General features: G+C 53.9%; 19 protein-coding genes. 17 read left to right on the plus strand and 2 right to left on the minus strand.

Going from position 1 to position 24560, the window contains the following annotated elements; genetic code table 11:
• Positions 1–4: 4 nt before the first annotated feature.
• The 16 genes from BV494_RS24525 to BV494_RS24600 all read left to right on the plus strand — a co-directional run bounded on the left by BV494_RS24525 (position 5) and on the right by BV494_RS24600 (position 20099).
• Positions 5–226, plus strand: a complete 222-nt coding sequence (locus BV494_RS24525; RefSeq protein WP_104925408.1) for a TraR/DksA C4-type zinc finger protein — start codon at positions 5–7, stop codon at positions 224–226.
• A complete protein-coding gene (gene trbC, locus BV494_RS24530) occupies positions 223–840 on the plus strand; it encodes a type-F conjugative transfer system pilin assembly protein TrbC (protein WP_104925409.1) in 618 nt (205 codons plus the stop codon). The genes BV494_RS24525 and trbC overlap by 4 nt, the downstream gene beginning before the upstream one ends.
• Positions 837–2720 carry a type-F conjugative transfer system mating-pair stabilization protein TraN gene (gene traN / locus BV494_RS24535; RefSeq protein ID WP_104925410.1) on the plus strand — a complete coding sequence of 628 codons (1884 nt, stop codon included), beginning with the start codon at positions 837–839 and terminating at the stop codon, positions 2718–2720. Before trbC ends, traN begins: the two co-directional genes overlap by 4 nt.
• Positions 2717–3472, plus strand: coding sequence for a type-F conjugative transfer system pilin assembly protein TraF (traF, locus tag BV494_RS24540; RefSeq protein ID WP_104925411.1), 756 nt, complete (start codon positions 2717–2719; stop codon positions 3470–3472). Before traN ends, traF begins: the two co-directional genes overlap by 4 nt.
• An 11-nt stretch (positions 3473–3483) precedes the next feature.
• The gene (gene trbB, locus BV494_RS24545; RefSeq protein ID WP_104925412.1) at positions 3484–4026 is read left to right on the plus strand and encodes a type-F conjugative transfer system pilin assembly thiol-disulfide isomerase TrbB; all 543 of its coding nucleotides are present in this window, start codon (positions 3484–3486) and stop codon (positions 4024–4026) included.
• A complete protein-coding gene (locus BV494_RS24550) occupies positions 4023–4304 on the plus strand; it encodes a hypothetical protein (RefSeq protein WP_104925413.1) in 282 nt (93 codons plus the stop codon). The genes trbB and BV494_RS24550 overlap by 4 nt, the downstream gene beginning before the upstream one ends.
• Positions 4301–5656, plus strand: a complete 1356-nt coding sequence (gene traH, locus BV494_RS24555) for a conjugal transfer pilus assembly protein TraH (RefSeq protein ID WP_104925414.1) — start codon at positions 4301–4303, stop codon at positions 5654–5656. The genes BV494_RS24550 and traH overlap by 4 nt, the downstream gene beginning before the upstream one ends.
• Before the next feature lie 2 nt (positions 5657–5658).
• Positions 5659–8520 (plus strand): conjugal transfer mating-pair stabilization protein TraG, encoded by a 2862-nt coding sequence (traG, locus tag BV494_RS24560; RefSeq protein WP_104925415.1) that lies wholly within the window; start codon positions 5659–5661, stop codon positions 8518–8520.
• Positions 8504–9166: a hypothetical protein gene (locus tag BV494_RS24565; protein ID WP_104925416.1), complete on the plus strand. Its 663-nt coding sequence runs from the start codon at positions 8504–8506 to the stop codon at positions 9164–9166. The genes traG and BV494_RS24565 overlap by 17 nt, the downstream gene beginning before the upstream one ends.
• Before the next feature lie 72 nt (positions 9167–9238).
• Positions 9239–11455, plus strand: a complete 2217-nt coding sequence (gene traD, locus BV494_RS24570) for a type IV conjugative transfer system coupling protein TraD (protein ID WP_104925417.1) — start codon at positions 9239–9241, stop codon at positions 11453–11455.
• Positions 11452–16620: a conjugative transfer relaxase/helicase TraI gene (gene traI / locus BV494_RS24575; protein WP_104925418.1), complete on the plus strand. Its 5169-nt coding sequence runs from the start codon at positions 11452–11454 to the stop codon at positions 16618–16620. Before traD ends, traI begins: the two co-directional genes overlap by 4 nt.
• A 12-nt stretch (positions 16621–16632) precedes the next feature.
• On the plus strand, positions 16633–16836 hold the full coding sequence (locus tag BV494_RS24580; protein ID WP_104925419.1) for an Hha/YmoA family nucleoid-associated regulatory protein: 204 nt from the start codon (positions 16633–16635) through the stop codon (positions 16834–16836).
• A gap of 97 nt (positions 16837–16933) precedes the next feature.
• Positions 16934–18037: a Replication protein gene (locus BV494_RS24585; RefSeq protein ID WP_226790141.1), complete on the plus strand. Its 1104-nt coding sequence runs from the start codon at positions 16934–16936 to the stop codon at positions 18035–18037.
• Positions 18038–18481: 444 nt separating this feature from the next.
• Positions 18482–18748: a type II toxin-antitoxin system RelE family toxin gene (locus BV494_RS24590; protein WP_104925420.1), complete on the plus strand. Its 267-nt coding sequence runs from the start codon at positions 18482–18484 to the stop codon at positions 18746–18748.
• Between the two features lie 38 nt (positions 18749–18786).
• Positions 18787–19161 carry a helix-turn-helix domain-containing protein gene (locus BV494_RS24595; protein ID WP_104925421.1) on the plus strand — a complete coding sequence of 125 codons (375 nt, stop codon included), beginning with the start codon at positions 18787–18789 and terminating at the stop codon, positions 19159–19161.
• Between the two features lie 596 nt (positions 19162–19757).
• Positions 19758–20099, plus strand: a complete 342-nt coding sequence (locus BV494_RS24600; RefSeq protein WP_192938225.1) for a hypothetical protein — start codon at positions 19758–19760, stop codon at positions 20097–20099.
• A gap of 1305 nt (positions 20100–21404) precedes the next feature.
• Here the strand turns inward: BV494_RS24600 and BV494_RS24610 are convergent.
• A complete protein-coding gene (locus BV494_RS24610) occupies positions 21405–22211 on the minus strand; it encodes an MBL fold metallo-hydrolase (protein WP_104925424.1) in 807 nt (268 codons plus the stop codon).
• A gap of 164 nt (positions 22212–22375) precedes the next feature.
• On the opposite strand from BV494_RS24610, the gene BV494_RS24615 reads away from it, so the two are divergent.
• On the plus strand, positions 22376–22780 hold the full coding sequence (locus BV494_RS24615) for an amidohydrolase family protein (protein ID WP_226790142.1): 405 nt from the start codon (positions 22376–22378) through the stop codon (positions 22778–22780).
• 521 nt (positions 22781–23301) lie between these two features.
• Here BV494_RS24615 and BV494_RS24620 read toward each other — a convergent pair.
• On the minus strand, positions 23302–24558 hold the full coding sequence (locus BV494_RS24620; protein WP_104925425.1) for an MFS transporter: 1257 nt from the start codon (positions 24556–24558) through the stop codon (positions 23302–23304).
• Positions 24559–24560 lie beyond the last annotated feature (2 nt).

The raw sequence follows: 24560 nt of genomic DNA on the forward strand, positions 1-24560 counted from the left end.
GGTTATGGACAACATCGATCGTATTACCGAGCTGGAGCAGGGGCTGTTTGACCTGCGTCTGAAGGTCATCACCGGTAAATGCCAGCGCCCGTCGGCGCCGTTTTGCACCGAATGCGGCAATGCCATTCCGGCGCGCCGCCGTCAGACGCTTCCGGGCGTGCAACTGTGCGTGGGGTGTCAGGAAGTGGCCGAGGTGCGTCAGCGCAATTTCGGGGGGCGTGCATGAAAAATTACCGTGCGTTGTTACTGGCCACCCTGTTCACCCTGCCGGCCTATGCTGTCGCGGCGTCGGTACAGGGCGACCAGCAGTTTATCAACGAGCAGCTTCGCGCCGGTGAGGCAATGCGTCATGCACCGGTGCCGGATTTCTTAAAATCGCTGCCGGGCAATGCGGCGCTTAGCGCCCCGCAACAGTCGTTTATCGAGGGGCTGAGATCTGACACACCGCAGGCTATGCCGGAAAAACCGGTGCCGCAGGCGCTCTATTTTGTGTCGTTCTCAATGCCCGAAGACGGGCTGAAGGCGCTCGTACTGGAGGCTGACCGCCTGCGCATTCCGGCCACGCTGCGCGGGCTGGTTAACAACGACCTCCGTCAGACCGCGAATGCGGTGCTCAAACTGGTCAGCGATGATAAACGCGGCGGCGTGCAGGTTGACCCGACCGCTTACAAGACCTATGGGATTACCGCTGTGCCCGCACTGGTGGTGACCTGCAATGGTCACTATGACCGCGTGGGCGGCAACATAGCGCCGGTGCAGGCGCTGCGCAAAATCGCTGAATCAGGCGAGTGCAGTGCGGTGGCGAAAAAGCTGCTGACGGCGGCGGGAGAATCGCGATGAATAAATGGATAACCGCTCTCTCGTGGGCCGTATTGCTTATCGCGCTGGCGTCGATTTTTTGGGTGTTGTCCGCCAATGCTAACGATCAGTATAACGCCGGTTCCGGCTATGCCAGCAGCATTAAAGACAGCAGCGGCAAGACCATTATCGCATTCGATCCGTCCGCTGCGCTGCCTGACTACACGGCGAGTCCTGCGGAGTCCGGTTACTACGGCGGCGTGACGGCGGGCAGCACCAACCTCGATACGCAGGGCAATCAGGCGCTGGCCACCAGCGAGGCGGGCAAGGCCATCACCGACTCGATCCTCAATAACCCCAAAGATCCCATTTCAATGGACGCGCCGTTTATCAGCGCCGGAACGGACGCGCAGGCCAACGCCGAAAGCGTCACCAACGGTTCTTTTGACGGCTGTGAGGCGCAGCAGGTCAGCAAAACCGAGTTCACTACGCACATCTGCGAGCGGGACATTAACGTGACGCGCACCTGCACCCGCGATGCTTATATCTCCGGCAACTATGTCCCGGTGCGGGTGCAAAAAAACATCAGCGTGGCCAACGCCGGCTTTACCTTTGTACGCGACGGCTCGCGAGTGCGCGGGGACTTTGTGTCGCCGGTGTCCGGGACGGTTCTTGCGGCCAATTTTGATTATGTCCTGAAAAGTGGCATGAACGGTTACACCCAGAGTTCAACCATCGTGGCGTTAGGCTCCACCGTGGTCGTGAAGGCTTATGGGAACGGCAATTACGGCCTCAACGTTTCTCAGTTTCCCCTGACGGCCGGCCAGACCTACAGCGTGTATCTGGACATCAACCAGAAGCAGCATCACGACACGTTCGTCAATGCCCTGCTCAATAACCTGCAGGGTAAGAACGGCACCTGGACCACGTTCTCCCTGAACATGGTCGTGCTGGCGGATGAGCAGACATGGCAGGGCACTGCCAGCTGGCCGGGGGCGTGTGCACTGGCACAGGAAGCCGGGGCGCAGCTTGTCAGCAGCACCTGCTCCGTGGGCGGCGGCGAGCGTCAGATTGTGGTCGACGGCGTTTCGCACAGCGTGTACAGCGACTGCTGGCAGTACACCGATACCTACCGCACGCAGGAGGCCGATGAGGGGACCTGTGCCACCTATGCCGCCAATTCCGCCTGCACGCTGGCCACCCAGCAATGTGCGTATTCCCTCGACGGTATATGCCTGCATCAGAACGTGACCTACAGCTGTGAGAGGAAAATCACCGGGACAGGCATGGTCTGCGGCGGCGAATTCTTCTGTACCGACGGCTCCTGTGCGCAGGCGGTGAACGGCCAGAGTGACAGCTTCCAGAAAGCCGTTTCCCAGCTGGCCGCCGTGGCCGCCGCAGGCAAAGACGTCGCGACAATGAACGACGTGAACGTCAGCGCCTTTACCGGTCGCGGTCAGTCATGTCGTAAGGCGGCGGTGGGCTTTAACAACTGCTGCAAAGCCTCCGGCTGGGGCAGCGACGTGGGGCTGGCCAACTGCAGCAGCGACGAAAAAGCGCTGGGCAAGGCCAAAGAGCGCCTGCTGACCGTGGACGTCGGCGAATACTGCAGCAAGAAAGTGCTGGGCGGGTGCCTGGAGAAAAAGCGCAGCTACTGCGTGTTCGACTCCAAACTTGCCCAGATTGTTCAGCAGCAGGGGCGTCAGTGGCAGCTGGGTATCGGCTTTGGCTCAGCAGAATCCCCGAACTGTTCGGGCATCAACGTTGCGCAGCTGCAGGCGCTGAACTTCGCCATCATGGACTTTAAAAACTTCTATGCCGATCTGGAAAACGGTTCGGCCATCCCGGACGGCGACGCTCTGGCCGAGCGCATCAAAGAGCAGGTTGCCGCGCAGATGCAGCAGGCGGGAGGCGGAAAATGAGACGCACACTCTGTCTGCTCCCCCTTCTGCTAACGGTCACGGCAGTGCACGCCGACCAGCCGGCGCTGAACGATTCGGTCGGCTGGCACTGGTACAACGAGCCGCAGGAAGAAGATGAGCCCGAACTGGCGACACCGGCACCTGCACCTGCCATGACGCCGTCAGAGCAAAAAGCGCAGCTGCAGCAGGCGACCAAAGCGGCGCTGGACACCGCCATTTTGTACCCGACGCCGCAGAACTTTAAGCGCTACATGACATTGCAGAACTTCTGGACGGGCAAGGCGGGCGAGTTCAGCCAGTCGGCCAAGCAGGCCATGCTGATGTACCCCGAGCTGGATTACAACCTCAAATTTAGCCACTACAACGGCACGGTGCCCGCCCAGCTGCAGGCCGATCAGGCGAAGGCAAAAGACGCCATTGCAGCGCTTACCGCCGACCACGGCCTGTTCTTCTTCTACCGTGGTAAAGAGCCGCGCGACAACCTGCTGGCCAGCGTGGTGAAAGACTTTTGCACTGAGAATGGCATCAGCCTGATGGCCATCAGCGTGGACGGGGCAATAAGCCCGACGCTGCCGCAAAGCCGTACCGAGAGCGGGCAGGCTCAGAGAATGGGCATCCGCTATTTTCCGGCGCTGTTTCTGGTTAACCCGCGTGATGAAAGCTATCAGCCGGTGGCCTACGGCTTTATCACGCCCGATGACCTGTCGAAGCAGTTTTTGAACGTGGCCACTGGCTTTAAACCGAACTTTTAAGGGACTAAATAATGATGCGTAAGCATATAAAAACGGCCTGTTTATCGGCGCTTTTACTGAGCGTCACCGCGCAGGCTTCGACCTGGGATTACATCCGTGCGATAGAGGCGACTAAAGGAAATCCTTCCACGTCAGCACCGGAAAAGACGGTTAAACCCGCGGTAAAAGCGGCCCGCTGGTCGACGCTTACCAGCGGCCAGCGCGTCAATCTGAACGACTGGCGGGTGGTGGTCTTCATGCAGTCCACCTGCGAATACTGCCACCGGTTTGACCCGATGCTCAAAGCGTTCTCTGAGGAGTCCGGGCTGACGGTGACGGCGTTCAGCCTTGATGCAAAGGGCGATGACGCGTTCCCGGATGCCCTGCAGGCGACGCCGGAGGTGATGGTGCAGTTCTTCACGCCGGGCATGCCGGTGGCCACGCCGACCACGTTTTTAGTCAACGTCCATACGCTGGCCACCTATCCGCTGCTTCAGGGCGCGGTGGATAAAGCAGCGTTGGCCTCCCGTCTGGATGAGGTGTTTCAGATAGCGATGAACGGGAGTGCGCGATGACATTCACAAAGCACAGTAAACAGGTTTTACGTTTGTCAGACGAGACGCTGAAGGCTGTCTCCCTGTATCTGATTTTCTTCGGCTTGCTGGTGATGGTCGCCATTGGTGCGTCGTGGGGAGTGTGGGGATTCTGGTTCGCGCCGTTGTCGTTGAGGTGGTTTATCGCCGCCGTTGTGCTGCTGTCTGCGGGGTGTTTCGGGCTGCTGGTGTTAGACGTAAAGCGATGCATCAGGAAGGTAAAGCTGAAACTCAATGCGCGCAAAGGCGAGAAATCATGAAGATAACCACCATTACCTGCCTTATCGGTTTGCTGCTCACCGCGCCGGTTCACGCCGACGTGAACAGCGACATGAACAACTTCTTCGGCAAGCTGGGTTTTGACGGCAACACCTCCAGGCCGCAGGTCTGGCAGGGGCAGGCTGCGGGCTACGCCAGCGGCGGTTCGATGTATATGCGCACCTCCGTGCGGCAAATCCAGATGGTCTCCCTGTCATTACCCAACATGAGCGCCGGCTGCGGGGGCATTGATGCCTATCTCGGCTCCTTCTCACACATTAACGGCGAGGAACTGCAGCGCTTTGTGAAACAAATCATGGGCAATGCGGCGGGCTACTTTTTTGACCTGGCCCTGCAGACCACGGTGCCGGAAATGAAGCAGGCTAAGGACTTTCTGCAACAGCTGGCCTCGGACGTGAACAGCGCGAACATGTCGAGCTGTCAGGCGGCGCAGGGGATTGTCGGCGGGCTGTTCCCGCGCACGGCGGTGAGTCAGAAAAAGGTGTGCCAGGACATTGCCGCCGAAAGCAATCTGTTCTCAGACTGGGCGGCGTCGCAGCAGGGCTGCACGGTGGGCGGCAGCTATGACAGCGTCACCAATAAGGCCAGCGACAAGACGAAAGATCAGGTCATGAAAAACAAAAATGTGATGTGGGATGCCATTAAAGAGAAGGGCATGTTCAGCAATAACCAGGAACTGGCCGAGTTTGCGATGAGCCTGACCGGCTCGCTGATTTATGACGCCAACAGTCAGGTCAAAATCCTTTCCCCGATCACCACCAATGAAGACGTGCTGAAGGCGATGATGAACGGCGGCAGCGCGACGATTTACAAGTGTGACAGTACCGACTTGTGCCTGAATCCCAGGCTGACCAGCATCACCATCAGCGCGGCTAACTCCATGAACGGTCAGGTTATTAGCCTGCTTAAGAGCATTCAAAACAAGGCCGTGAGCGATGACCCGCTGTCCGTGGCTGAAAAGGGCTTTCTGGAGGCGACCAGCGTGCCGGTGCTGCGCTATCTGGTGGACCCGCTGTCGGTCAACATCGGCCCTGCCGTCGTGTACCAGCTGGCCGACTATATCGGTTACGACATCATGATGCAGTACATGAACGAAATGATTACGGCGGTTCGCACGCAGATCGGGGGCAAAAACTATCCGGGCGAAGTCGTCGACCAGCTGGATAAAAGCCTGACGCAGGCGACCACGCTTATCGCCGGGCTGCAGACGCGCGTGCAGATCAAGCAGGATGCGGTGATGGCGGTAGAACGACAGATGAGCTACCTGCGCCAACAGGTCTCAAGCCGTCTTATCCAGCGTTATCAGGGAAACTACCGGTTCACAGGAGAATAAATATGGACGTAATTTATACCATCACCGGCGGAGAGTGGTTCCGCGACTCGCTCAACGCCGTGGCGGCCTTTACGCAGTCTGACACCGGCCACAGCCTGATGCGGATCGCGACGGTTTTATCGGTCGTGACCTGCGCGATAGCCTGGATACGTACCCACGATATTTTCACCCTGCTCAAATGGGTGACGGTGTTTACCGCCGTGACGATACTCATCGGCGTGACGCGGCCGGTACAAATCATCGATGCGACCAGCCCGCATGAAGTGTATCAGGTAGACAACGTGCCGCTCGGGCTGGTGTTGCCGGCCTCGGTTATCACGTCCGTCGGTCACGGGCTGGTGGCGGGGTATGAGCTGTTTATGCACCAACCTGATGCGCTCTCGTATAACGAAACCGGCATGCTGTTTGGTGCCACGCTTATCGGCAACAGCACGGACTATGAATCGACCAGCGCGGAGCAAAGCGACCTGTTTGCCGACTACGTGCAAAACTGTGTGGTCGGCGACATGCTGCTTAACAAGAAGTACAGCATGAACGACCTGATGAACAGCGAAGACCCGTATACGCTGATATTCAGCAAGCCCAGCCCGCTGCGCGGGATGTTTAACGAGGCGGGCAACTTTGTGACGTGCCAGGAAGCGGCGACTACCCTGCAAAAGATGATGAATACCGACGCCAGCGCGGGGGGCACGACGTGGACGTATTATGTGCGCAAATATCTGGGCAACAAGCCCGAGCGGGCAGCGTTGTACAGCCAGCTGATGGGCGACAGCTACCAATATTTTTACGACGCAGGCAAAAGTGCCAGCGAGATTATGCGCCATAACGTGACGCTTAATGCCCTGCGCCACGGCTTTGCAGGCTATGCGGCGCGCAACGGCGACACGGCGAGCCTGGTCAACCTGTCTGCGGAGTCGTCGTTTGCCAAAATGCGCATGTCGCAGGCCACCAGTGCCAGCATTGCCACCCGCACGCTGCCGATAATGCAGACGGTGCTGACCGGCGTACTGATTGGCCTGTTCCCGCTGATGATTGCGATGGCCATGATCAGCACGCTGTCGTTCGAAGTCATAAAAGGCTACGTCTTTACGCTGGCCTATCTGCAGAGCTGGCCGGTGCTGTTTGCCATTTTGAACAACGGCATGAACGTGATGCTGAAATCTGACACCAGCGGAATACCTGTGACCTTATCCAACCTGTCAGAGCGTCAGCAGATGTTCTCCGATATCGGGACGACCGCAGGCTGGCTGGCGTTGTCCATTCCTTTCCTGGCGTTCTATCTGGTGAAAGGGCTGGGTAACGGTGTGTCGCAGGCGGGCAGTTATCTGGGTTCCGCCATGCAAAGTTCTGCGTCGCAGTCTTCATCACAAACGGTGGACGGTAACTGGTCATTTAACAACATGCAGACCGATAACGTGCAGGGCAATAAGTGGGACACCAACAGCAGCCACGCCTCCGGGCAAATCACCAACCAGACCGGTACGGGTGCGATGGTCACGCAGACCGGCGATGGCGGGACGGTCTACAACACCACCGGCGCGATGTCGAAATTGCCGATGGATATCAACTTAGGCCAAACGACGAGCAGTACCGCACAGCGTTTACAAAGAGAAAGTCAGACGCAAGCCGAAAGCTCTCTGGATGGATATAGCCATTCCATAAACAGTGCTTATAACCAGGTGAAGCAGTTTGCGTCGCAAACCGGGAATGGTTCGACAATGACGCAGGGGGCTGATCACTCAACATCCAGCGCGTTAACGGAGGGGGCCAACTTGCAGGTATCTGCCGCTAAAGCCTATGCGCAGAAAAATCATATCAGTGAGTCGCAGGCATTCAGTGAGCTGAGAGATAAATCCAGACGCGGAGAATTGAGTGGCAGCCTCATGGCCAAGGCAGGTATTGATTCAGACCGTCAAATTTTAGGCAAAGTTGCGGGATTAGCCACAGGGGCCTCAGCAGGAATTGAATTTAGGGGCGGCGTTAGTGGAAATATGAGTAACAGTTCTGCAGATAATACACAGAAAGGGTCAACTAAAGGCGGGGATAACTCCTTTGACCAAAGCAGTCAGGAACTGAAAGATTTCAAGAAAGGTCAGGATATGGTTGATAGCGCACGCGTGTCAGAGTCGGGTAGTCATTCCGATAACTCTTCCAACACGAAACTTGAACAACTCACTGCCACGCTCGCTGAGGCTGACAGTCAATATCAGCAATATACCAACAGCATGACCCGAAGCCACGAGTATGGAGAAATGGCCTCCGCAGCGCAGACCATGTCGGCTCAAACACAAAGTAACTACACGCAGGAGTTTGTCGGATATGTACAGGAAAAAGCTCCGGAACGAGCTGAGGCTATATTAACGGATACGGCAAATCCGGCTGTCCGGGCAGACCGTGAACAGCTTGCAGAGCAGTTTGTGGAAGAAAAACTGCGTTCTCGTGTTGAAGGCAATTTTGAAACTAACCGCGCACAGTTGGGGTCGGGTATGACTGCTGTAAGCAATACGGCCACAGCAGGCGGCGGTGCTGCTTACCAGCGTGGCGATGCCGAGATTCAGGCGCACACCGCAGATGCTGCTGTGCGATCAGATAGTACAGGCCGTGTGGGTTCAATGATTAGTGATACAAATCAACGTATTTCTGACTCAGACATGGAGATAAATACAGCTAAAAATGGTATAAATAATGAGCGAAGAGGGTTGAGTGCAGCTCACCAGATGGCAGAGAGTAAATTCGACACTGAAAATGCAAAAGCTGTTGAGAACCAGCGCCTGCCTTGGGTTAAGGGCCAGGACAAAATGACGCAACAAGCTTTGGACATGCAGAAAGATCACAAGGGGAGCGGTGATGATGAAAGTAAATAAAAGTCGTAGAACAAATATCACATGGAAAGTGAAATTTTGGATTATGCCGGTTCTTTATCTCATTGCCTGGGGAAGGAACGCTTATGTCTTAGCGTCACCGCAGGCGATGACAATAGGCATTTCTGCTTTCCTATTAATGAATTTATGTATTTTCTGTCTTCTTTTTAAATCGCAATTCAAGCGGGTGGAAGATAGCTTTATTAATATTGTATTTATTGAAAAGATTGTGACAAGAAAGGCTGCGAAATCTTTTTTGATGTGGTTGCCTTTAATTGTTATAGGGTGTTGGTTAGGAGTGATTGGATTTATAGTTCTTTCCACTATAGCAATGTGGCTAAGCGCCTTTGTGTTTTTATTTTCCTCCTCGATAGATTTTAACATAATTTCGCCAGGGGCATTGAGCACTATGATAGGTAATCAGCATTCTGAAAATTATTATAATGATAAGCAATCTGCAAAATTTATGAATAATGAAAGCTTGGTGCAAACTGTTGCCTATGAGAATTTAACTCCACTTGTCTCTGAACTTCCGACAGCAATAGCCTATGAAAATACTGACTATGGTACAAACCCCACCACGGGTTTACCTATGCTCAATGATTCATATGATATTGGCGGTAACTTTTACGGCTTTGATAACAATTAAATTTTAAAAAATTAGCATATTGTTAATGCCCCTTCGTGGGGTATTGCCACTCCCTTTTCCTAAGGAAAGGTTATGAGCTTTAACTCCCGCGACTTTACGCAGGGCGGGCAGGTTGCGTTTATGCGCCTGCGGATGTTCCTGCAAATAAACAACATCATTTCGTTTTATATGATTATGTCATTCATGATCATCACTGTTGCGACATTATTTATTCGCATGAGCACACAGAACATCATGAATGGGCTGATGTACTGGTATGCCACAACAATAGCGCCTTTCCAGAAGCACATTGTTAATCCGACGGTTTATCATCTGGATTATTACGGCAAAAAACTTAATTACACGGCGATGCAAATTGTCAGTGACTCCTATACGTCGTACTGCGGGAAACTGCTGAGGCAGGAAATCATTATTTCTGCGCTGATATCGCTGGTTATGGTCTTTATCGGTACGGGACTCTTTTTCTGGTATCTGGGACATCTGGGTAAAAAACAGAGTGAAGATGAAATCACCGGCGGTCGTGTATTAAATACTGACCCGAAAGCCGTCGCCAGAATGATGAAAAGCCGTGACCAGGCGTCTGATATCAAGGTCGATCATCTGCCGATTAAGAAAGACAGCGAAATTCAAAACTTCGGCATGCACGGCACGGTCGGTTCCGGGAAGTCCACGCTGATGCGTAAGTTTCTGACCTACCTGCGTGAGCGCGGTGATCTGGTCATTATCTATGACAAAGGCTGTACCTTCGTTGAGGAATATTACGACGAAACCAAAGACAAACTGCTGAATCCGCAGGACGAGCGCTGTGCCAACTGGGACATGTGGGGTGAGTGTCCGACGCTGCCGTCGCTGGAAACCGTCTCCACCTCGCTTATCCCGATGGGGGCATCGGAAGACCCGTTCTGGCAGGGTTCGGCGCGCACTATCTTCTCAGAAGCCGCGCACCGCATGCGCAAAGACCCGGAGCTGAGCTACAACAAATTCCTGCGCACCCTGCTGGCCATCAAGCTCGACAAGCTGCGCGAATTTCTCGCCGGCACGCCTGCCGCGACGCTGGTGGACGGCAAAATCGAGAAAACGGCTATCTCCATTCGCAGCGTGCTGACCAACTACGTGAAGGCCATGCGTTACCTGCAGGGCATCGACCGCAGCGGGAAGCCAAAATTCACCATCCGCGAGTGGATGCAGGGCACCAAAGTGGGTGCCAAAAACCCGTGGCTGTTTATCACCTCTAACCAGCAGCATCACGAGTCGCTCAAACCGGTCATTTCCATGTGGCTGAGCATTGCCGCTGACAGCCTGCTGTCGATGGGTGAGAACCGCCACCGGCGCGTCTGGTTTTTCTACGACGAACTGCCGTCGCTGCACAAGCTGCCGGGATTGCCCTTCATTATCGCCGAGGCGCGTAAATTCGGTGGCTGCTTCCTGCTGGGCTTCCAGTCCTATCCGCAGCTCGAAGAAATCTACGGCAACAAGTCTGCCGAAGCCATGTTCGACCTGCTCAACACCAAGTATTTCTTCCGTTCCCCGAGTGCGCTGGTGTCAAAATTTGTCGCCGAAGACATTGGTGAAACGGTGCGTAAGAGGTTCAGCGAACAGACCAGCTTTGGTAACGAGTCGGTGCGTGACGGTATCTCCTTCGGTAAGGAAGAAGAGCGGATCAATATCGTCAGCCATACCGACGTGCAGAAGCTGGAAGACCTGGAGTGCTTCGTCACGCTGCCGGGCGATTACCCGGTGGTCAAGATGGCCCTGAAGTACCAGAAACTGCCGAAAGTCGCCGAAGCCATCCTGGAACGCGACGTCGAATCCAGCCTTGACCCGGAGATAGAAGAAGACCTCGAGAGACGTGGGGCGGAAGAAAGCATGATGGATGCATTATTCAGCCAGGACGAACCCGCCGAATACCCGCCGGATACGGCAACGCTGCCAGCTACACCGGCCGTGGTTCCCGCCGCCAGTCTGATCACTCAGCCCCATTTGCCGGTTCCCGCAAACACGGTGATGAACACACCGCCTGCGCCAAAGACGACGACGCCTGTTGCTGCTGCAGCGGTAGCTACAACAGCAACGGCTGCAGAGACGGCTACCGCCGGTGGCCGTGATGAAGATATTGAGATACCCCTGCCGCCTGGCATCAGCGAGGACGGTGAGATCTTCGATCCCGATGCCTATGAGCAGTACGCCGCCCAGTCCGAAACGCAGGATGCCACGCGCCGCGAAGAGGTGAATATCAATCACGCCATTCATAACCGGGGAAAGGACGATGACGGAGGCTTCTACTTATGATGAGCATCAGTCCGATTGCCGGCGATGCCGGCTACTACGCAAGTCAGGATAATTACTACGTACTCGGCAGCCTCGAGTCCCGCTGGCTGGGCAAGGGCGCTGAAAACCTGGGGCTGACCGGAGCGCTGCTGGACGCCGAGATGAACGCCATGAAGGACGGCGTACTGCCCGATGGTTCGGTGCTGTCGCGCGTTGAAAACGGTAAAGAGACGCACCGTCCCGGCTATGACCTGACGTTTTCGGCGCCTAAAAGTGTGTCGATGATGGCTCTCATCGGCGGCGACCGGCGGTTTATTGACGCGCACAACCGCGCGGTTGATACCGTGATGAAGGAGGTTGAAGCGCTGGCCAGCGCGCGTATTACCGAAGGTGGTCAGACGCAGACCGTGCTGACCGGCAATATTGTTGCCGCGCTCTATAACCACGATACCTCCCGCGACTTAGACCCGCAGCTGCACACCCACGCGCTGGTATTTAACGCCACCGAAGCCGACGGGAAATGGCGGGCACTGGCCAGCGACACCAAAATGAAAACCGGCTTTTCCGAGACGATGTATGCCAATCAGGTAGCCCTGGGAAACATCTACCGTCACGCCCTGCGTCAGGATATCGAAAGCATGGGTTTTGACACCGTTAATACGGGTAAAAACGGGCTGTGGGAGATTAAGGATGTACCGGTTGAGCCGTTCTCACAGCGCAGCCAGGCCATTAACGCGGTCGCCGGTGACGATGCTTCTTTAAAGTCCCGTGATATCGCCGCGCTCGATACCCGGAAGGCCAAAGTGGCCTCCGACCCGCTGGTACTGGTGGCGGAATGGAATCAAAGGCTGAAAGAAACCGGCTTTAACCTGCCGGACTTTGTCGGGCGGGCGAAAGCGCGCGAGCTCCGCGGGCCGGAGACCCCTGAACCTGCAGCAAGTGCGGTGGACATGGCCGGCGCCATCAGCAGTGCCATTTCTACGCTCAGTGAAAACAAGGTGCAGTTTACCTACTCTGAACTGCTGGCTAAAACCGCTTCGCAGTTGCCCGCTGAACCCGGTCTTTTTGCACTGGTGCGTGAGGGCATAGATACCGCCATTGAACAGCAGCGTCTCATTCCGCTGGATAAGGAGAAGGGCATTTTCACCTCTGATGTCCATCTGCTGAACGAACTGAGTGTGCATCAGCTGGCGAAAACCGCGATGCAGGAAAATCGCGTATTGTCTTTCCCGGACCGCGCCGTTGAGCGTCCGCGAGCCTACGGCGACGCTTACTCTGTTTTATCTCAGGACAATGCGCCGGTGGCTATTCTCTCTGGGCGCGGCGGTGCAGCGCAGCTACGTGAGCGCATTGCTGATGCGGCCATCATGGCGGGTGAGAAAGGGCGCGATATCACCATCATTGCCGCGGATAACCGCGGCCGGGACTACCTGTCACAGGAGCCGCTGCTGACCGGCAAAGTGATGTCCCGCAGCGCGCTGATGGCAGACCTGACGCTGTCCCCGCAAAGCACACTGGTTATCGCTCAGGCGGAAAAACTCTCCCTGAAAGAAACGCTGCTGATACTGGAAAAAGGTCAGGCACAGGGAGTGCAGATGCTGTTTATTGACTCGGAAAACCGCACCGGCACCGGCAATGCGCTGTCGGTGCTCAAAGACGCTGGTGTGCCGCAGTACAAGTTCTATGACAGTCAGAAAATCCCCACCACTGTGGTGAGCGAAGGCGATAAACGCCTGCGGTATGGCCGTCTGGCTCAGGACTATGCTGCCCTCAAAGCCGAAGGTCGGCCGGTGGTGGCACAGGCCAGCGGTCCGCGCGAACAGGTGTTGCTCAATACGGCTATCCGGACAGAACTGCAGGCGACGGGTCAGTTGGGTAAAGACGAGCGACAACTTTCTGTTATTCAGCCGGTGTGGCTGGATGGCAAAACCCGCAATCAGCGCGACAGCTACCGCGCGGGTATGGTGATGGAGCAGTGGGACAGGGAAACGAAAACGATGTCCCGTTACAGCATTGACCGCGTCACCGACAGCACCAACACCCTGCGCCTGATTTCAGAAACCGGCGAGGTGCGTGTGGAGAAAATCAGCGGACTCGACAGCAGCTGGAGTGCCTACACGAGTAAAACGATTCCGGTCGCCGTTGGCGAACCGCTGATGGCCGTCGGCCGCGAGCTGGAAGGCAAAATTAAATCGCGGGATGGTCTGATAGTCAGCGGTTTTGTGGACGGCGGGGTCGTAGTCAGTAAAGGGGATACATCGCTGGTTCTGGACACCACACAAGCCCTGAAACTGGCCTCTCCGCTGGTGGAGGGGCTGGGCGTGAGCGTGGGCGACAACCAGACCGTGCTGGTCGCCGCCGGTCTTCGCGATATGAACGGCGCCGCACTCAACCAGGTTGCCCGCAGCGGAAATAAGGCCACGCTGTACACTGCGCTGCCGCAGGACAGGGCGGCGAAGCGGCTGACCAGCAATCCCAACTTCAGGGTGGCCAGCGAACAGGTGAAAGGGGTAGCCGGTGAGCTAAACCTCGATGCTGCCATGCAGAAAAATCGCGACGCGCTGCGCACGCCGGTGGCGCAGTCGGTCGCGCTGGGTCTGAGCCGGGCGCAGTCAAACAGTATTGCTTTCAGCAAGGCGAACCTGATTTCCGCCTCGCTTGGCTGGTCGCCGGACGTCACGGTGTCTCAGGTCGACGCTGAAGTCGACCGCCAAGTTAAAAACGGTGACCTGATCAGTCTGTCACCGGTCGCTGGAGCCGGCAGCGGGCTTCTTGTGCCGCGCGTCACCTATGAGATGGAGAAATCCATCATCCGCACCGTCGCGGAGGGCAAAAATGCCGTCGCGCCGCTGATGGAAAGGGTGCCGGACAAATATCTCGCCGAGCTGACCGGCGGTCAGCAGGCTGCCACCAAGCTCATTCTCGAAAGGCCAGACCGATTTGTGGCCATTCAGGGCTACGCCGGAACAGGGAAAACTACGCAGTTTAAAGCCGTGATGGCGGCGCTCGACAGCCTGCCAGAAAATCAGCGGCCGCAGGTTATCGGCCTGGCTCCGACCCATCGCGCCGTCCATGAAATGCAGTCCGTCGGCGTACGTGCGCAGACGCTGTCATCGTTTCTGAGCGAGGAGCGTCAGAAAGCCATGGCCGGTGAAAAGACCGGTTACGGCAACACGTTGTTCCTGGTCGATGAGTCCTCAATGGTGGGCAACCGCGACATGGCGGAACTTTACCAGCGCGTGGCGGCCACCGGCGGCCGGGCCATCAGCAGCGGTGACGTTGCGCAGCTGCAGTCCATCGAACCCGGACAACCGTTCCGGTTAGTGCAGCAACGCAGTGCCATCGACACCGTCGTGATGCAGGACATTGTGCGTCAGACACCTGAGCTGCGGCCAGCTATCTACAGCATGATTGAAGGCAATCCACGTGAGGCGCTGGAGAAGGTGGAGGCCGTCACGCCAGCGCAGATATTCCGTAAAATGGACGCCTGGGCGCCGTCGTTTTCAGTGATGGAAATTAAGTCAGCAAAAGAAGATGAAAAAGAAGCGGCAGTTCAGGGGGATGACCCTGCCGACGTCATTGACGCCATCACCCGTGACTTTGCCGGACGTACGCCACAAACGCAGGCGCAAACGCTGGTGGTTGCCCACCTGAACGCCGACAGGCACGCCATCAACAGTCGTATTCATGACGCGCTGCATAAAAACGGTGAGTTGGGGAAAAGTGAACTGACCCTGACCGTGCTGGAGCCTGCGCGCGTACCGGACAAGGCGCTGCGCAGCGCGACGGGTTTTATTGACCATATCGGGCACGTTGCTGTGATGGATAACCGGCATATGACGGTGAGTAGCGTGGACACTGCACAGGGACTGATGACCCTGACTGACGATACCGGCAAACCGACGGTCATATCAAACTTCGAAAATAGCACGCAGGACATCTCACTGTACGCCCCCCGCGAGATTACCGTCAGTACTGGCGACCGCATGCGCTTCACCCGCAGCGATAACGAACGGGGCTACGTGGCCAACAGTCAGTGGCAGGTGAGCAGGCTGGAAAATAGCGGGCGCATTACGCTGAGTAACGGCGAACAGGAAAAGATGCTGGAGCCGGGCCGGTTGCCGGAAGACGGGCACATTGACCTGGCGTATGCGGTGACGGCGCACGGGGCGCAGGGTGCCAGCGAGCGGTATGTCATTACCCTTGAAGGGACTAAAGGTGGCCGTAAAAGGATGGCCACCCGCGAGGCCGGGTACGTGACACTGTCGCGTGCCAAAGAGCACGTTCAGGTTTACACCGATGACCGTGAAGGCTGGCTGAAGCAGCTCGACCGGCAGTCAGCACGCCATTCGGCGCACGACCTGCTGCACCACGATACCGACCGCGCAGCCCTGGTGGCCGAGAAGTTGCTGTCCACCGCCACTCCGCTGCAGGACACGCCGCTTGGCCGGAAACTGCTGCAAACCCGCGGCCTGGATGCGGGTGAATCCATGGCGAAGTTTATCGCCCCCGGAAAGAAATACCCGCAACCCCATATCGCGCTGCCCGTCTGGGACAGTAACGGCCGGCGCGCCGGCGTTTATCTCGATGAGTTGCGTTTTATGCCACAGGGCGGCGGCGCCTGGCTGAGCAATGAACCCCGCATCATGGGCAGTGAAGACGCGCGCTTTGCCGGCCTACAGGCCAGCCGCAACGGCGATACCCACGTGGCCGGCAGCATTCAGGAAGGGCAGGTGTTAGCCCATCAATACCCGGACAGCGGCGTTCTAGTCCGGCTTAGCGGAGAGGGCATGCCGCACAACCTTCCCCGGGTCACGGGCACAACGCTGGCTACGGATGCGGAAACCCTGCGTCAGGCACTGCCGTCTGACGGTGAACCCCTGCCGTTTATCCCGATGCATGACGAGAAGCAACAGGCTGCGCTTGAGAAAGCGCTGCATGCCGCCGCTGCGCTGCCCGAAGACGAGAAACTGCGTCTTGCCGCGGAAGCCGCGCGCGCCGGACTGGCGAAATCAGGACCTGAACCGGATGAGAAAACCCTGTCTGAAGCAGCAGGGAAGCGGACAGATCTGCCGGATCTGACTGCGGATCCTGCTGTTATGCAGATCGCGGCGAAGGAGCGGGCGGCAACCCGGTTGCAGCAAATGGAACGGGACATCGTCATCGAGAAGACGTTTGGCGAATAAAGGAGATAGGCAATGACCAAGATGGATTTTTTACTGCGCCTGAGGCGCTGTTCAAAGCTGGACACGCTGGAGCTGGTGGTCAGTCACCAGCGGGAACGCATGTCCCGGGAGTGGATGAATGAGTTTGAGCTGGCCGCCGATCACCGGCGCGCAGAAATCATCGTGGGCAAGTTGTTTGACCGTGTACCTAAAGCCGTCTGGCAGCAGGTTGCATGAAGCCAATGGGGTCAGCAGCACTTCATATGCGTGCCCAGGCGTGAAGCTGGTCACAGCAGGATAAAGGAATTCAATCGCAAGGGATTGTGGGGAAAATATGAGTAATACAGTGCAGATTATATCGGATAGCAGTACGCCGGTATTCACGGAAGACGCGCCGGTCAGCAATAAGCGCGGGGAATCTAACAGACGTCGCAAGGGGCATTCCAAAATTCACCGCCGCTATACGCCTAAACTTTGTTGTGCCGTGCCGCGGGGAACCGCGTCGAAAGTGGCTGCCCGCGTGCAGAATCACGACTGGCACCGCAATCTGGATCTTATCGCTCTCAGGCGCAAAGGTTATGTTCCCTACACGAAACGTAACACCCCAGACTTTGTCCCAAAGCCTATGCGTATCAGGGCCAGGGAAGAAATCAGACAGACACTGACGGTGCTTTCGATGGCAATGGCTGCGTATTGTGACTACAACCCCGACAGTGATTACAACTTCGAGATCATGATGCCGTTCGAGCAGATTGCTGCAGCAACCGGAATGCTTCATGTCTACGAGAATGGTCGTAAAGCCTACGACAGTCCCCGGGAAGCGCTGTCAGTCATGGAGCAGATGGGCTACGTCATTGTGGATCACGATAAGGATCCGGATGCGGGCCAGAACAAACCGATGCGTATCTGGCTGGCCGATAAATTTTTCACGTCACGCGGAATAACTGGCGAAGAAATTCGTGAATGGCTCGGAAAATTTAAACTGTGGGCCCTTAAAAAAGGGCTGACAGAGAGTCTGCGAAAGAAATATGAGCACCATTTATTGCGACTCGAAGCTTTCGGGCTGAACCTGAAGAGGAAGCATTCCTTACGCAACCGGCTAAAACAAATCAAGCGGTGGGTCGTCAGTCCCGATCTCGAAGCGATTAAGGCGTCCTCAGTGGCAACGCTGGAAGGGAAGCTGGATGAGCTGGTGACTCAAGACAATATGCGTATTGATCATTTGCTTGACGATAAAGACGTTCAGCAGCGGGCGCTGAGCAGAAAACGCAAACAGCAACATCCGTATTACAGAGCCTGGGTCCTGTGGTCAAACAGCGTCATGCCGCATGAGGCCATGACTCTTGAAGCCGCATTCAGGCATGCGCACCCGGGGCTGGTGAGTACTGACCCGGAAACATATTACCGGTTATTGCTCGAGCACGCGGATTATCGCTGACTCCCCGATTTACCTACTTCTCCTGACTACCATGCGCCGGCATGGGATGCCCTCACGCCCCGATATCTCGTAATTCCTCAAATTTATCGCATTTCATCTCCTGACGTCGTTTTTCTTCTAAGATTTTAGAAATTTTGTCCCAGAGGCATCGTTTTTTCTGTTTGTCTTCGGCGGACATCTACCAAAGATGAAGTTAATTTCGTCGTCAGTAAGACTTCTGTCATTAACTTCGAACGTAATTTCTGAACAAAAGAAGCCCTTTAAAAAGGGAGTGTTTTCAGTGCGGTATTGGGAACCGCACTTCAAAACAAAATGATTTCCACCCTTCACTTCGTTACGGGTAGTGAATCTGCAGCGCAATCGTTATATAAGGCAATATTGACAATATAAGGCTTGTAACCTTATATTTGTCTTAAGTTGATGCTGCAGTTTCAAAGGAATGACATGGCCAGAGTCGAATGGACAAAGCATGCTCTTAAACAACTGAAGAGCATCCCGGGAAACTACCGGAAAGCAATCAGTGAAAAGATATCTATGCTGCAACGATACCCTGCCTTAGTCGCCAACCTGGATATTAAAAAAATGGCAGGTGGGGAAGGGGAGTTCAGGATGCGTGTCGGAGACTACCGGGTCATTTACAGAATCGAAAACGGTGAGCCGGTTGTGATTACCATTCAGCGTATCGCAAGAAGAACATCGACAACTTACTGAGCTCATGGCTTTAGACGTAATCCAGACGGGAGTTTTCAATGAACCACATTCAATTTATCACTGATGAGCATGGTGTAAAGCAGGCTGCTGTCATTCCGATGGAGCTGTTTGAGCGTCTGATGCAACAAGCCGATCTCGATGAGCTTTATGAAGACATCAGCGTTACTCCGGGTAAGCATGATGATGTGCAGATCCCAAATGAAATTGTAGAAATCATGGTGAGTAAAGATGTCACCATCCAGGCGGCGTGGCGTATTTACCGTGGACTGACCCAAAAAGACGTTGCCGAAAAACTGGGGATTAAACAGGCCGCAGTATCTCAGTTCGAGAAGTCCGAGAACCCACGAAAAGACAAAATTGAGCGTTTGGCCCAGTTGTACGAATGCAAAGTGGAACAACTGACCATGGACTGATGCACATCAGTCCTGCTCTTAACCCAATCACTAAATTAGTTACAACATTCACTTCGTTCTCTTTCACTACTGCGTGCAAATCTGAAACTCCCGAGCGCACCTGACCACCGCACCGTGCACAGATGCAGCCCCTGAGGGGAACCCGTCCGCCCTGAAAAGCCCCCCGGCCGAAGGCCGGGATCAGTGCCGCTTTAATAGACGAATGTTGTAACTACTGCATTGGTGTTGCTGTGAGAATTTCGGGAACACGCCCGTAAGCGCCCAGAGGGCGCCAACGCGGAGATATGCCACGGCTGCGGCTAAAGCCTTACCGTGACCACTCCGACGGCGCACAAAAGATATGGTGCTTGTTTAAGCGGGTTGGCTTAGCAGGGAAGGGGGAATTGGTGAGGCCATTCAGAACAAGGCGCCCCTCAGAATCAGTAAAATCTGAAACATTCTCTATCCCTTCATGCGCTAAAGCGCATAAAATAAAACTATAAGGTTTTATTTCGAGCAGGGTAATATCGCTCCTAAGTGGCATAATAATCCGTATCTCAAACATACAACTTTAATATGAGATTTCTCATTAAATCAAAAATGAAGGGAACATGGATGTGAAAAGTTCAAATCGCGATTTGGAAGAGTGTAGTACAGGCTTGGTTTTTGGCCTTTTATTATTTTCATTTTGTTTAATTTTTCTTGGTGGATTTATTATTTACGCATTTGGTTCTAATGTTTTAGATGCAATTATCGGTGGTTATATATATGGAGGTGGGAACGCTAGGATGGGGATTCATTCCTCTAAACTAACCAGTGGGTTTGAGTTTTGGATTGCTTTATTTGTATCAATATCTATGTTGTTACTAGGTATGTTATTTTTTACGGCAGCTTATTTTGGCATAGTAACTTCAATAGCTGAAGTCATTTTCAGAGTTAAAAAAATGATAACAAAATGAAGCTTTCGCTTTTTGGTTAGATTGGGTTTCCCATTAGCGAAACCGATCAATTGGTCTTTCCGCGTAGACATACATTTACGCTTGCAGAACGGGTAAGCTAAGACCACTTAATCAGGCGGCAAATAATCTGAGATATCTGATAGTAGCACCGGCGGCTGATGGCCAATCGTCATAAACAATAATTAAGGAAGAAAACAAAGTGGCAGAAAGGGGATCTCAAACACATGATATATTTATCTTGTTATTAATATGTTTATTGGTAGGTGGTGCCTCCGCACTGGGAATCTGGGCAGAACTCAATACGATACATAAAGCACACCTAACAGGGTGTTTTCCAGGAAATCCCTACGCCATCGGAAAAGCGGCAGCACATCCCCCCGTCTGCATTACCGAGGGAGCCTCTTTTACACATGAATTTGTCATGAGTTACATCCTGATAGCTATCCTATCGGCCGGGGCCCTTTTGGCACTGACGCTCCCCGTTTTGTGCATTTTTACGGAGCTCCTTACGGTTTTACTTAGCATCATCACCAGGCTGGCAAACCTTTTTTCTTGGGCAAGAGATATCACAGGGGGAAAAGACAAACACATGTCGCAAAAAAAATTGCCGTTGCCACCCCTGGAGCAGCAACGGCAATTACTTCGCAGGCGGTACAGGAAAAAAAGAAGAAAGTCATCGTAATGATCCTCCCCCCTCTGGCAAGCTCATCGCCGCGCATCAGTGGCTGGCGATGCGGCGCGGGTGGCCGATATCTTGGCCGAGTGACTCATGGCTTATATCGCGGATTTTATGAATCAACATAATTGATCTTACCCAGCCATAGTGGACACGGCGCTATGCCTGTCTGCACTTTCGCTTCCCCAGTACCGGAAAAATTGGTTTAACCAAAACGTCGCCGTTCCACGGGGGCAGGTCATCCCGTCAACGATGATATGCAATAGCCTTGAGGCTCTGTTATTTATGGTTAAAGAGGGGCGTGGTATTACCTGCCTGGCGGACTACTCAGTTTAAGATGCTTTTGATGCAACTGAGCTCAGGACCATATTGGATAGTTACGTTATTCACATCACTACATTTCATATTCTCTGGCCAAGTATGCGACAGATGACGCCAAAGGTGGGTGCATTTGTCGATCATATGACGGCATGTTTGACCTTTTTATGGTGAAAAAATGAAGCACGTTATGACAGCACACCGAATGGCTTCTGATACAGGGCTGCTGTTGCAGCCCTGACAAAAATAAACTTAACTTAACACTAAAATATCATGAAAATCATCGACTTCAGTGCTCAGCGAACGAAGTATCAGTTTCCGAGTGCAGGCAATGCGGTGTACTCAACGGATACCCATGCATAACCTGTAGTGTCATCTTTACGTACACGACCAATGCCCGGGAACGGCAGATGAGCCGCACCAATGACATAACCTTCTTTTGCTGAAGCAGCCAGTACGCGTTCGCGTGAAGCAATGGCCATTTCCGGATACACATCCAGTTCAATCGTTGCACCTGGGTGCGGCAGCTGAATAGAGGGAAGGTGAGAAATATCACCCCAGAACAGCATTTTTTCACCGGCAGAAGTCACCATAAAGGCTGTGTGACCTGGCGTATGACCCGGTGCCTCAACGATGCTGACCAGCCCCGGAATGAGGTCGTCCCCTGGTACGAAAGTGTTGAAGCGATCGCTTGCAATATAGGGTGCGGCAGCATCCTGAGCAATGCTAAAGAACGGACGCTGATCTTCTGCGAGAGTGGCTGCGAGGTCGTTATCCAGCCAGAAGTCAGCATCATCTTTATGGGCCCAGACGGTCGCGTTACGGAACAAAGCTTCGCCTTTATCATTGGTGATGCCACCAATATGATCAGGGTGCATGTGTGTCAGAAGAATAGTGTCTACGTCTTCAGGCTTGTAGCCGGCAGCAGCGATGTTGTCTAGCAAGCGTCCCATACTTGGACCCGCAAAGTGAGCCGAACCTGCGTCGATAAGGATGAGGCGATCACCGTTATGGATGAAGAAGGCGTTCACTGAGGTATCCAGCGCACCGCTGGTTGGCAGCAGTTGTCTGGCCAGATCGGATTTACGCTCTTCGTCAGTGATCCCTGAGAGTGACATCGGGTCTAAAGTAACGTATCCGTCATACAGGGGGTCAGTTTGGATATCGAAAATTATTGTACGTTAAGGTTATTTTTTGTACCTCTGAGCTATGGTAAAACTTGACCACTTTGACAGGCAGCTTTGAGCGAACAGCAGAAGTTCGCTGCTGTTCACTCGGGAGAGTGACCTTCCCCCTGATAGACCGCCACTACCTTTCACCCTCTCTTACGGTGGTTCACGCCAGCGACGCCCTGCCACAGCAGTTGAACGCACTGCAGGAAGCCGGAGGAGGGCTGGCATTAACACCGGTCAGTGAGCAGCGCGTTGGTTACGGACTTACGCTGCTTAATCATTTCAGGGGCATTGAAAGACAGGGATTGGGTATCGACGGAAATGCTCTGGCCGGGGGAGGAAACATGTTTGAAACGCTTCGTATCTCTGCGCTTACCCAGAGCGGAGAAGCTAAGGATGAAACGCTGCCTGATCCTCGGGAACTGCTGAGGTTAGCAACGCGGCGCTCAGCTGAATCTCTGGGGCTGAGTGATATTACCGGCACTCTGGAAGAGAGAAAACGGGCAGATAATTAACCCTGACAGTCTCAATGTGGCAGGTTTTGGCGGCGGCGATCCTTCATCACTTATTGTTTACTCCGCTCAACCAGATAATGTTGAGACAGTGATCATCGATGGTCGAATTGTAAAAAAAGAGGGAAAAATGCAGGGTGTTAATCTGGAATAGCTGCTTAAGGCCGTAAATATTTCCGCAAAATCGTTATTAAAGCGCGATGAACCCTAAATAACTGTTCGCAACAGGAGATCACTTTGAGGGCGCTCAGCCGGATTGTGCGATCTGATTAATCACCAAACTCAGCATTATTCGCCCTGGTGCAACGCTGGCTGACGCCTTCAGCCAAAAAGATAACCTGGTGGATGCTCAGGAAGCCGCAAACTGCCCCCGCCGTGCAAGGCCGCTAAGCCGTCAGGAGCGGGAAGAGTATGACTTCTGAACCGACGTCAATGGTGGGTAGGATCAGTATTCCTGATGGCAGGTTTACAGAGAGACAAGATTTATCTTGCCTCTCTGCGGATTGTGCACTAATCCCTGAGCACTACTCTGACACCGTGGAAGGCACAATCTTTGTTTTGACGCACAAACGGGAATACAGCCAGCCAATAAGCATAACGAGAGCGCCAGTCACACCGACGGCGAGAATGACTATCGCACCAGCGATACTACCTTTCTGGCTTATCAGATCAAAGATCACCGGGGAGAGGAAAAACAGCGTTGCCCCGCCAAGCATAGAAATAAATCCAAGAACGGCAGATGCTCTGGCGGGATCGGCCGTTCTCAGTATTTCACTTCTTATTATCGGTATATAAGCGCCTTTACCAACCATAAACCCGCTATAAGTGAGTAAAAATAGTGCGTAAGACCAGCTGTTTTCGACCAGAATCACCAGAAAAATACCGTGAATTAATACCGCTATCAGGATAAATGTTATTAATACGCCGAACGATAACGAGAGCCTTGATATAACGGTAGATGCAACGCCGCTGCCTAATAGCAGGAAACTAAACAGCATGGCTATCGAGTCTGAAGAGAATCCTTTTTCGCCAAGCAGCACTTGGGTAAAAGGGATGGAGAAAAATTCAATAAAGTAGAGGCAGGAATAAGCAATCGCTAGCGAGCTAATCCATAATTTTCCAGAAAAGTCTTGCCGTTGTGAGCCTCTTTCACGCTTGCTTTTGCCGCTGACCTGACGGTTTTCAGCATCATGGTGTGGGCAAAACAGATGAACCGTGGCGATAGCTGCTGCGATTGCGCCAATGCTTAATATAAACAACCCACGCAATCCATAAAAATGTAAAAGAATGGCACCGCAGTTCACACCGACGAACAGAGAGAAATTGCGACTTGCCGTACCAACAGATTCTGCCACACGATACTTGCTGGCAATTATCAGGTTAAGCAAAGACTGGCGGCAGCCTGCAGAATCTGAAACGGCAGTCAGACTGTGCCCCATCGCCACGATAATCTGAGCTGCAACACACTGTGAAAAACTGGTGCTGAACACCAGCAGCGTAAGAGAGGCAATAATCAGTGCGTTGCCGATATAAAGTCCGCGCCGGTGTCCATATCTGTCAGCTGCATAGCCTGAGGGAACGTCGGAGAACAGTTTGGTTCCCCAGTATGCTGCCTCCAGCCAGCCGATCTGGGCAACGGACAGCCCGATGCTGAGGTAAAAAGAGACCATTATGGCATAGTGAAAGGTCAGGTTTCTGAATACGCGAAAAATAGAAAAACCAAAGATTATTTTATGGTAGTTCTCTTTCAGATTCCCTTGCATAAAAAATGTTCTGTTCATAG

Origin of the sequence: Rahnella sikkimica (genome assembly GCF_002951615.1) — a bacterium.
GTDB classification, from domain to species: Bacteria; Pseudomonadota; Gammaproteobacteria; order Enterobacterales; family Enterobacteriaceae; genus Rahnella; species Rahnella sikkimica.